Origin of the sequence: Phycicoccus elongatus Lp2, from assembly GCF_000367525.1 — a bacterium.
In the GTDB taxonomy this organism is placed as follows: domain Bacteria; phylum Actinomycetota; class Actinomycetes; order Actinomycetales; family Dermatophilaceae; genus Phycicoccus_A; species Phycicoccus_A elongatus.
The window spans coordinates 2,344,647-2,352,450 of record NZ_HF570956.1; the positions used below are offsets into that span (position 1 = coordinate 2,344,647).

7 protein-coding genes and 1 pseudogene are annotated in these 7,804 nt (G+C 68.9%); all 8 read right to left on the bottom strand.

Annotated features, from left to right (window positions below; genetic code table 11):
* Positions 1 to 157 precede the first annotated feature (157 nt).
* Complete coding sequence (locus BN10_RS11305) at positions 158 to 1,357, bottom strand: pyrophosphate--fructose-6-phosphate 1-phosphotransferase (protein ID WP_010851384.1); 1,200 nt, start codon at positions 1,355 to 1,357, stop codon at positions 158 to 160.
* Positions 1,358 to 1,471: 114 nt separating this feature from the next.
* The gene (locus BN10_RS11310) at positions 1,472 to 2,524 is read right to left on the bottom strand and encodes an aspartate-semialdehyde dehydrogenase (protein ID WP_010851385.1); all 1,053 of its coding nucleotides are present in this window, start codon (positions 2,522 to 2,524) and stop codon (positions 1,472 to 1,474) included.
* 50 nt (positions 2,525 to 2,574) lie between these two features.
* Positions 2,575 to 3,843, bottom strand: coding sequence for an aspartate kinase (locus BN10_RS11315; protein WP_010851386.1), 1,269 nt, complete (start codon positions 3,841 to 3,843; stop codon positions 2,575 to 2,577).
* Between the two features lie 131 nt (positions 3,844 to 3,974).
* Positions 3,975 to 5,393, bottom strand: a complete 1,419-nt coding sequence (locus BN10_RS11320) for a L,D-transpeptidase family protein (protein WP_010851387.1) — start codon at positions 5,391 to 5,393, stop codon at positions 3,975 to 3,977.
* A gap of 123 nt (positions 5,394 to 5,516) precedes the next feature.
* Entirely contained in the window at positions 5,517 to 6,071 is a 555-nt protein-coding gene (locus tag BN10_RS11325; protein WP_010851388.1) for a DUF5063 domain-containing protein, read from the bottom strand.
* The gene (recR, locus tag BN10_RS11330) at positions 6,064 to 6,663 is read right to left on the bottom strand and encodes a recombination mediator RecR (protein ID WP_010851389.1); all 600 of its coding nucleotides are present in this window, start codon (positions 6,661 to 6,663) and stop codon (positions 6,064 to 6,066) included. Before recR ends, BN10_RS11325 begins: the two co-directional genes overlap by 8 nt.
* Positions 6,664 to 6,738: 75 nt before the next feature.
* Positions 6,739 to 7,428 (bottom strand): lysophospholipid acyltransferase family protein, encoded by a 690-nt coding sequence (locus BN10_RS11335; RefSeq protein WP_010851390.1) that lies wholly within the window; start codon positions 7,426 to 7,428, stop codon positions 6,739 to 6,741.
* A pseudogene (locus BN10_RS17405) lies at positions 7,425 to 7,804 on the bottom strand (hypothetical protein); the annotation flags it as partial. The pseudogene BN10_RS17405 and the gene BN10_RS11335, both read right to left, overlap by 4 nt.

The window sequence follows — 7,804 nt, forward strand, 5'->3', positions numbered from 1 at the left end:
AAACGGTGGCACCACGGCCGCTGCTGACGGGGTACTGAGATTCGGGCCGTGAGCCGCACCGCTCTTCCGGAACCTCACTATTGGTGGGTTCCGGGGGCAGGTATGCCGTGGGCCCACCTCGCGAGGTGGGCCCACGGCATACGTGATGGTGGGGTTGTCAGCCCTGGCCGAGGGACGCCTTGAGCTCGGTGAACCACGCGACGGAGGTGTCGAACTTCTTGTGCCCCTTGATCCGGGGGAACTCGATCGCGCGCAACTCGTCGCCCTGCTCCTCGTCCTGCCCGACGACGCCCGACACCCCGGCCAGGGCGGAGTCGACGGCAAGGTCGGTGCAGCGCTTGATGAGGGCGAGGTCCTCGTCGTTGGAGGCGGCGGAGCGGGAGAAGTAGCCCGACTTCTGGACCATCGTCTTCTCGGCGCCCACGAGCGCGGCGAACTGCTTGGCGAACCAGGCGCCCGGGTTGATCTTGTCGATCTGCACGTGGCCGAAGGGGTCGATCGGGACGTCCTCCCCGGCGGCCTTCATCTCCTCGACGATGTCGGCGACACCGGCGCCCTCACTGAGGAAGATGTTGACGCACCCGATCTCGTCCATGACGGTCTTGAGGCGCGCCGCCTCGGCCTTGAGGTCGATGTGGTCCTCGGGCACGAAGACGGCGTGGACGTCCCAGCAGCGGGGGTCGTTGCCGAAGCCCTCGACGAACCGCTGCTCGCCGACCCACTGGTGGTAGCGGCGAGCCGTCTCGGCGGTCAGCCAGCCGCAGTTGCGGCCCATGACCTCGTGGACGATGAGCATCCGTGGGTTCGAGGAGTGCTCGGCGATGATGTTCTGCGCGAAGATCGAGCCCTGCTCGGCCGCGGTCCACGCCCCGAGGGACTGACGGATCGGCACGACGTCGTTGTCGATCGTCTTGGGCAGGCCGACGACCGTCAGTTCGTAGGCGTTCTCATGGAGGTATGCCGCGAGGTCGGCTGCCGTGGTGTTGGTGTCGTCACCGCCGATCGTGTGCAGGACGTCGACACCGTCCTTGGTGAGTTGCTCGGCCGCGACGTGGAGCGGGTCCTGGCCCTCCTGGACGAGCCCGCGCCGGACGCAGTCAGCGACATTGGTGAGCTTGACGCGGGAGTTGCCGATCGGGCTGCCACCGTGCTGGTGGAGCAGGTGTGCCTGCTCACGAACGGCCGGGGTGACCTCCACCGAGCGGCCGGTGAGCAACCCGGCATACCCGTCGAGGTAGGCGATGATCCGCACGTCCGGGGCGACCTGGCTGTAACGCTCGATGAGGCCACCGACGGCGGAGGAGAGACAGGGGGCAAGGCCGCCAGCGGTGAGCATGGCGACGGTCTTCACGGTCATGGCTCAAGCCTAACGAGGGCGGCGCGCGAGGCGTCGGGAGGTCCGGTCCACGACGAACCACCCCTTGCGTCCGCGTCTTGCGTGGCCATGGCAACGGAAGACGCAGACGCAATGTCAGGCCAGGAGCTCGGCCCGGATCAGTTCGGCGGTCTGCAGCATGTTGAGGGCGGCACCCTTGCGCAGGTTGTCGCCGGAGAGGAAGAGGTCGAGCGTCTGCGGCAGGTCCGCCATCTGCCGGATGCGCCCGGCAAAGCGGGGATCGGCGCCGACGACATCGTTCGGGGTCGGGAACTCGGCATGCTCGGGGTCGTCGAGGACGACCACGGCCGGGCACTCGACGAGCGCCTGACGCGCCTTGCCGACGTCGATCCGGTTGGCGAAGCGGGCATGGACGTTGATCGAGTGACTCGAGACCACGGGCACCCGCACGCAGGTCGCCGACACGCGAAGCCCCGGCAGACCGAGGATGCGGCGGGTCTCCTCGCGCACCTTGACCTCCTCGCTGGTCCACCCGTCGTCGGCCAGATGCCCGACCATCGGCAGGACATTCATGGCCAGCGGCCCGGGGAAGACGCTCTCACCGAGTTCGTGCTCGATGAGTCGGCGGATGTCGCCGGGCCGTTGCCCCAGCGTGCGGTCCCCGGACACGACCTCGATCTCGTCATAGAGGCGCGCGATCCCCTTGCGGCCCAGCCCGGAGGCGGCCTGGAGGGTGGTGACGACGAGTTCCTCGAGTTGCCAGCCGGCGTGCAGGGTGGCCAGGGCGTCGATCATCGTCATGACCGTCGCCCCCGGATTGGCGATGATCCCCAACGGCCGGTCCTTGGCCCGCTGCGGGTTGACCTCGGTGGCCACGAGCGGCACCTCGGGGTCGCCCCGGAAGACCGGGGAGTTGTCGATGACGACAACACCTCGCCCCGCGGCATACCGAACCCAGTGGTCGACCACGGGAGGGGGGATGTCGACGACGGCGACGTCGACGCCGTCGAAGAACTCCTCGGTCAACGCCTCGACGACCAGATCACGACCGCCGACCGTGATCGTCTGGCCGACGTCCTCACTCGAGGCGGCCAGTTTGACCCGGTCCCACACCACAGCGCGCGTCGGCAACACCTGGAGCAGGACTCGCCCGACGGCGCCGGTGGCCCCGACGACGGCAAGCGTCATGGGGCGCGGCAACGCTGCGGCGGGGGTCATCATTCGGGCAACGCCCGCGCTCAGCGACCGGTTCCCGCGTAGACGACGGCCTCACCGGAGTCGGAGTCCAGGCCGAACGCGGAGTGCACGGCCCGCACGGCCTCGGCCAGTCGCTCCTCGCGCGTGACGACAGAGATCCGGATCTCCGAGGTCGAGATCATCTCGACGTTGACCCCGGCGTCGGCGAGTGCCTTGAAGAAGGTCGCCGAGACACCAGTGTTGGTGCGCATCCCTGCCCCCACGAGCGAGAGCTTGCCGATCTGGTCATCGAACTGCAGCGAGTGGAACCCGACGGTCGGCCTGATCTCCTCGAGCGCCTTGAGCGCCGTCTTGCCGTCGCCCTTGGGCAGCGTGAAGGAGATGTCGGTCAAACCGGTCTCCACGGCGGAGACGTTCTGGACGATCATGTCGATGTTGAGGCCGGCGCGGGCGACGGCCTCGAAGATCGCGGCCGCCATGCCGGAACGGTCTGGCACACCGACGACGGTGACCTTGGCGTCACCCGGGTCGTGCGCGACGCCGGCGATGATCGGTGCTTCCACGGTCTCTCCTTCTGCGGGGTCCACGACGATGGTGCCGATCTTGTCGGTGAAGGTCGAGCGCACGTGGATGGGGATGTTGTAACGGCGCGCATACTCGACGCAGCGCAGGTGCAGGATCTTGGAACCGCCGGCGGCCAACTCGAGCATCTCCTCGGCACTGAGCCGGTCCAACTTGCTCGCGCGCGGCGCGATCCGCGGGTCGGCGGTGAAGACGCCGTCGACATCGGAGTAGATCTCGCACACCTCGGCCTTGAGCGCAGCCGCCAGCGCCACCGCCGTTGTGTCCGAGCCGCCGCGACCCAAGGTGGTGATCTCCTTGGTGTCCTGGCTGACGCCCTGGAAGCCCGCGACGATGACGATGTGACCGTCATCGAGCGCACTGGTGATCCGCCCGGGCGTCACGTCGATGATCTTGGCCTTGCCGTGCTCGGCACTGGTGATGACGCCCGCCTGCGAGCCGGTGAACGAACGCGCCGAGAATCCCAGGTCCGAGATCGCCATCGCCACCAGCGCCATCGAGATCCGCTCACCGGCGGTCATCAGCATGTCGAGTTCGCGCGGCGGCGGCAGCGGGCTGACCTCCTGGGCCAGGTCGAGCAGTTCGTCAGTCGTGTCCCCCATCGCGGAGACCACGACGCACACATCGCTTCCGGCGCGCTTGGTCTCGGTGATCCGTCGCGCGACTCGCTTGATGCTCGCGGCGTCGGCGAGCGACGAGCCACCGTACTTCTGGACGACGATGGGCACGACTCAGCACTCCTGGAGGTGATGGTTGTGTCCGAGAACGGACCGATCCAGCATAACGAGCGGCCCGGCACGCGGACTCGACGCCCACATGCCGGGCCCCCACGCCCTCCCGCGTATGCCGCGGGGCCAGGTCAGCGGTGGACGACCACCGGGGTGCCCAATGGAGCGAAGTCGTAGACCTGCTTGGCGACGCTGACCGGCAGGTTCACGCACCCGTGCGACCCGGAGTAGCCGAAGGAAGAGCGCCACGGTGCGCCGTGCAGGGCGTAGCCGCGGTAGAAGTAGGTCACCCAGGGCACGTCCGGCGCCTCGTAGTTGGTGCCGTCGGCGTTCTCGCCGCGCATGGTCTGCTTCTGGAACTTCAGGTAGACCTTGTAGGTGCCCGTCACCGTCGGGGTCTGGGCGCCACCGTCGACGACCGAGATGGGCCCGAAGGCGGGAGCCGCGCCGACATAGGCGGTCATCGTCTTGTTGGCGAGGTTGACGTCGATCCACTTCTCGCCGTCGGCGGCTTGGTAGGCGAGGTTCTGGGCGCCGTCGGCGATCTTGCGCTCGGTCCACGTGGCCTGCACGACCGTCGTCGTGAAGGCTTCCTGCGCGCCCTGGCCGGCGGTCAACTTGGCGGCGAGCGCCTCGGCCACCTGCTGGGCGTTGCCCACGTCGACGCCGTCCTTGGCCTTGGTGACCACGGACAGGACTGCGCCCTGGGAGTTGACATTGCGCACGCCCTTGACCGGCTTGACGGTCACCGACCCCGCCTGCTTGGTGACCCACTCGCCGATCTTGGCGGCGTCCACGGTCGGCGCCGTCGGGGCGCCGTCCTTCTCCCCCACCGTGACCCAAGCGGCCTTCTCCTGCTCGGTGGCAGTGAAGGTCTTGCCCTCGGCCGTGATGGTGACCGGTGCCGTGACGATCGCATTGGCCTGATCGGCGATCGCCTGGGCGGACTCGGTCGAGACAGCCGCGGGCAGGTCGATGATCTTCGCGTTGGCGGTGGCCGCGACCAGGTCGGTCGCCGCCTTCTTCACGACGTCCTGGAAACTGGCAGGGTCGATGGTCTTGCCCGCCACGGCGGGGGTCACGGTGAAGGCGCTGGCGCCCTCCGCCCGGATCACCTTGGCGTTGGCTGCCGGCGTTCCATCGGTGGAGGCGAGTTCGGCGACATAGGAGTCCATGACCTGGGGGTCGAAGGTCGAGACGACGCCGACCGACCGATCGGTCGTGAGGGCCTTGACGTAGGAGGAGAGCTGGGAGTTCTCGTCGAAGACCCGCGCCACGGTCGCGTCGACATCGACCTTGTAGCCCAGGTCGGCCAAGCTGGCGGTCGTCCTCCCGGACGGCGTGGCCACGGTGATCTTGGTGTCGGCGACCCGCTGGCGCAGGGAGGTGGCCAGCTCAGCGCGGGTCTGACCGCTGACCTGCACGCCGGCCAGCGAACTGCCCGGCAGGGCACGGTCCTGGTAGTGCGCGGCATACGCCGTGGCCGCCCCACCCACGGCGATGGCCAGCGTCGCCGTGGTGGCGACGAGCACCCTCGTCAACTTCTTCACTGTGCGTTCCCTCCCGAGGCCGGCGACACCTCGAGCCGCAGGCAAAGCCCCTATATCATGCCTCAGGATCAGGGGGGCGCGAAACTGCCGCCATCTTGCGGACTGGCAACGCCGTCCTGCCACTCACCGATTGAGGGCGTCGAACTCCGCCTCGGCGACCGTGTCGGGGTCGGCATCGAGTCGGACATGCGCCACGACGGAGTGGATGACCCGCAGCGCCATCGCGCCGCGCTCACCCCACCCCGACAGATAACTGAACTGCCACCACCACAGGGCCTCGTCGATGTCGCCGCGCTCGTGGTGCGAGAGGCCGTGGGCCAGAGCCTCGGCGACATCCACGAGGTCACCGACGAGGGTGCCGCTGGCCGGAGTCGGATCCGTGACCGGGTCGGTCACGTCCGCATAGTCGTCGAGACCCTCGAAAATGATCGCGAGCCCGGCGCGCAAGTGCTCCATCTCGGCGTCGGGGCCACTGTCGGGTTCGAACCGCTCGGCCGGCAGCACGTCGACGATGGCGCCGAGCCGCGCGCCCATGAGGAGCACCTGCGAGAGCGCGAGAAGAGTCAGCGGGAGAGCCGCGTCCGGTGCGGCCCCCTCCGCCACATCGGTCAGGGTGCGCAGGTAGATGCGCGCATCCTGGGCACAGTCGTCGGCAAACGCGGACAGATCCTCAGACATGCACGAGTGTCCTTCCCTCGAAGGCCCGCCCCAGGGTGACCTCGTCGGCATACTCCAGGTCCCCGCCCACAGGCAGCCCTGAGGCGAGGCGGGTCACCTTGAGGTCCATCCCCTTGAGGAAGCGGGAGAGGTAGGCCGCGGTCGCCTCACCTTCGAGATTGGGGTCGGTCGCGATGATGACCTCGGTGACCTCACCGCTGGCCAGACGGGTCATCAACTCGGTGAAGCGCAGATCGCCCGGACCGATGCCGTCGATCGGGCTGATGGCGCCACCGAGCACGTGATAGGTGCCGCGGAACTCGCGGGTCCGCTCGATGGCCACGACGTCCTTGGGCTCCTCGACGACGCAGATGGCGCTCTGGTCGCGGCGCTGGTCGGCACAGACCCGACAGAGCTGGCTCTCGGCGACGTTGAAGCAACGCTCGCAGTAGCGGACCTTCTCCTTGACGGCGAGCAGGACGTCGGAGAGTCGCTCGACGTCCTGGGGATCGGCCTGCAGGAGGTGGAAGGCAATCCGTTGCGCGCCTTTGGGACCGACGCCCGGCAGTCGGCCGAGTTCGTCGATCAGGTCCTGGACCGCGCCTTCATACACCCGCCCAGCGTATGCCGTGACCCCGACAACCGCCCGGCGCCGCGCGAACCGAGGATGGCCGGGTCCAAGGCCGCGTCAGACGCCGATCGCGGGATCAGAGCCCGGCGGCAACTCGTTGTAGGCGTCGACCCGCTCCTGGCCGGAGAGGGTGGCGATGGCCAGCATGATCTCGTCGGTGAGCTCGCGGCGGGCGCGGCCAGCGGGCATCGCGGCATACCTCTGCGGGGAGATGGGGGTCCCGAAGGCGACCCGGACCTTGGCCAGCGACGGGAGTTTCGCCCCGACGGGTTGCACCTTGTCGGTGCCGACGAGCCCGACCGGGACCACGGGGACCCCGGCGGTCAGGGCAAGCCAGGCCACGCCGGTGCGTCCGCGGTAGATCCGTCCATCGCGCGAGCGTGTGCCCTCGGGGTAGATCCCGAAGGCCCGACCCTCGCGCAGCACCTCGAGCGCGAGTTCCAAGGACTCCTGGGCGGCGCGGGAGGAGTGCCGGTCGACCGGGATGGCCTGGGAGCCGACGAAGAAGCCTCGGCGGATGGCGCCACTGACCCCCGTGCCGGTGAAGTAGTCGGACTTGGCCAGAAACGACACCGGCCGAGGACTCGCGATCGGGATCGCGAAGGAGTCGATGAAGGAGAGGTGGTTGCTTGCGAGGATGACGCCGCCGGAACGCGGGATGTTGTCACGTCCGGTGATCGTCGGTCGCCACAGGCCCTTGGCGAGCGGGACGGTGATCGCCTTGCCCACGGCGTAGAAGACGGTCATGACAGCTCGTCCTTGATGATCGTGCCGCCGAGAATGCGCTCGACGACGGGTATGCCGACCTCTCCGAGGGCCTCGATGTCCTCGTCATCGGCGCTGACCGCCGAGTCGTCGGCGACATGGGTTTCGGGGTCCGGCGTGCGGGCCGCCTCGACGCGGGCGCGCTCGAGAGGCGTGAGCTCGTCGTCCTCGGGCGGCTCGGGCTCTTCAGGGGGTGGCTCGGGATCAGCCGTGGCCCAGGACGGAGCGGTGCCCTGGTCCCCGGGAGCCCGGGACCAGGTCGGCCCCTCGCCGTTCGATGCGTTGGCGGGTGCCGCGGGCCGGGGCCGCGGTGGGGTCTGGGGTTGGCGCCGAGGATGAGGAGCGGTCGCCGCGGTCG

Excerpts from the sequence above, each read along its gene's own strand:
- BN10_RS11305 (WP_010851384.1), bottom strand. The coding sequence starts at position 1,357 with ATGACCGTGAAGACCGTCGCCATGCTCACCGCTGGCGGCCTTGCCCCC.
- BN10_RS11310 (WP_010851385.1), bottom strand. The coding sequence starts at position 2,524 with ATGACGCTTGCCGTCGTCGGGGCCACCGGCGCCGTCGGGCGAGTCCTG.
- BN10_RS11325 (WP_010851388.1), bottom strand. The coding sequence starts at position 6,071 with ATGTCTGAGGATCTGTCCGCGTTTGCCGACGACTGTGCCCAGGATGCG.
- BN10_RS11335 (WP_010851390.1), bottom strand. The coding sequence starts at position 7,428 with ATGACCGTCTTCTACGCCGTGGGCAAGGCGATCACCGTCCCGCTCGCC.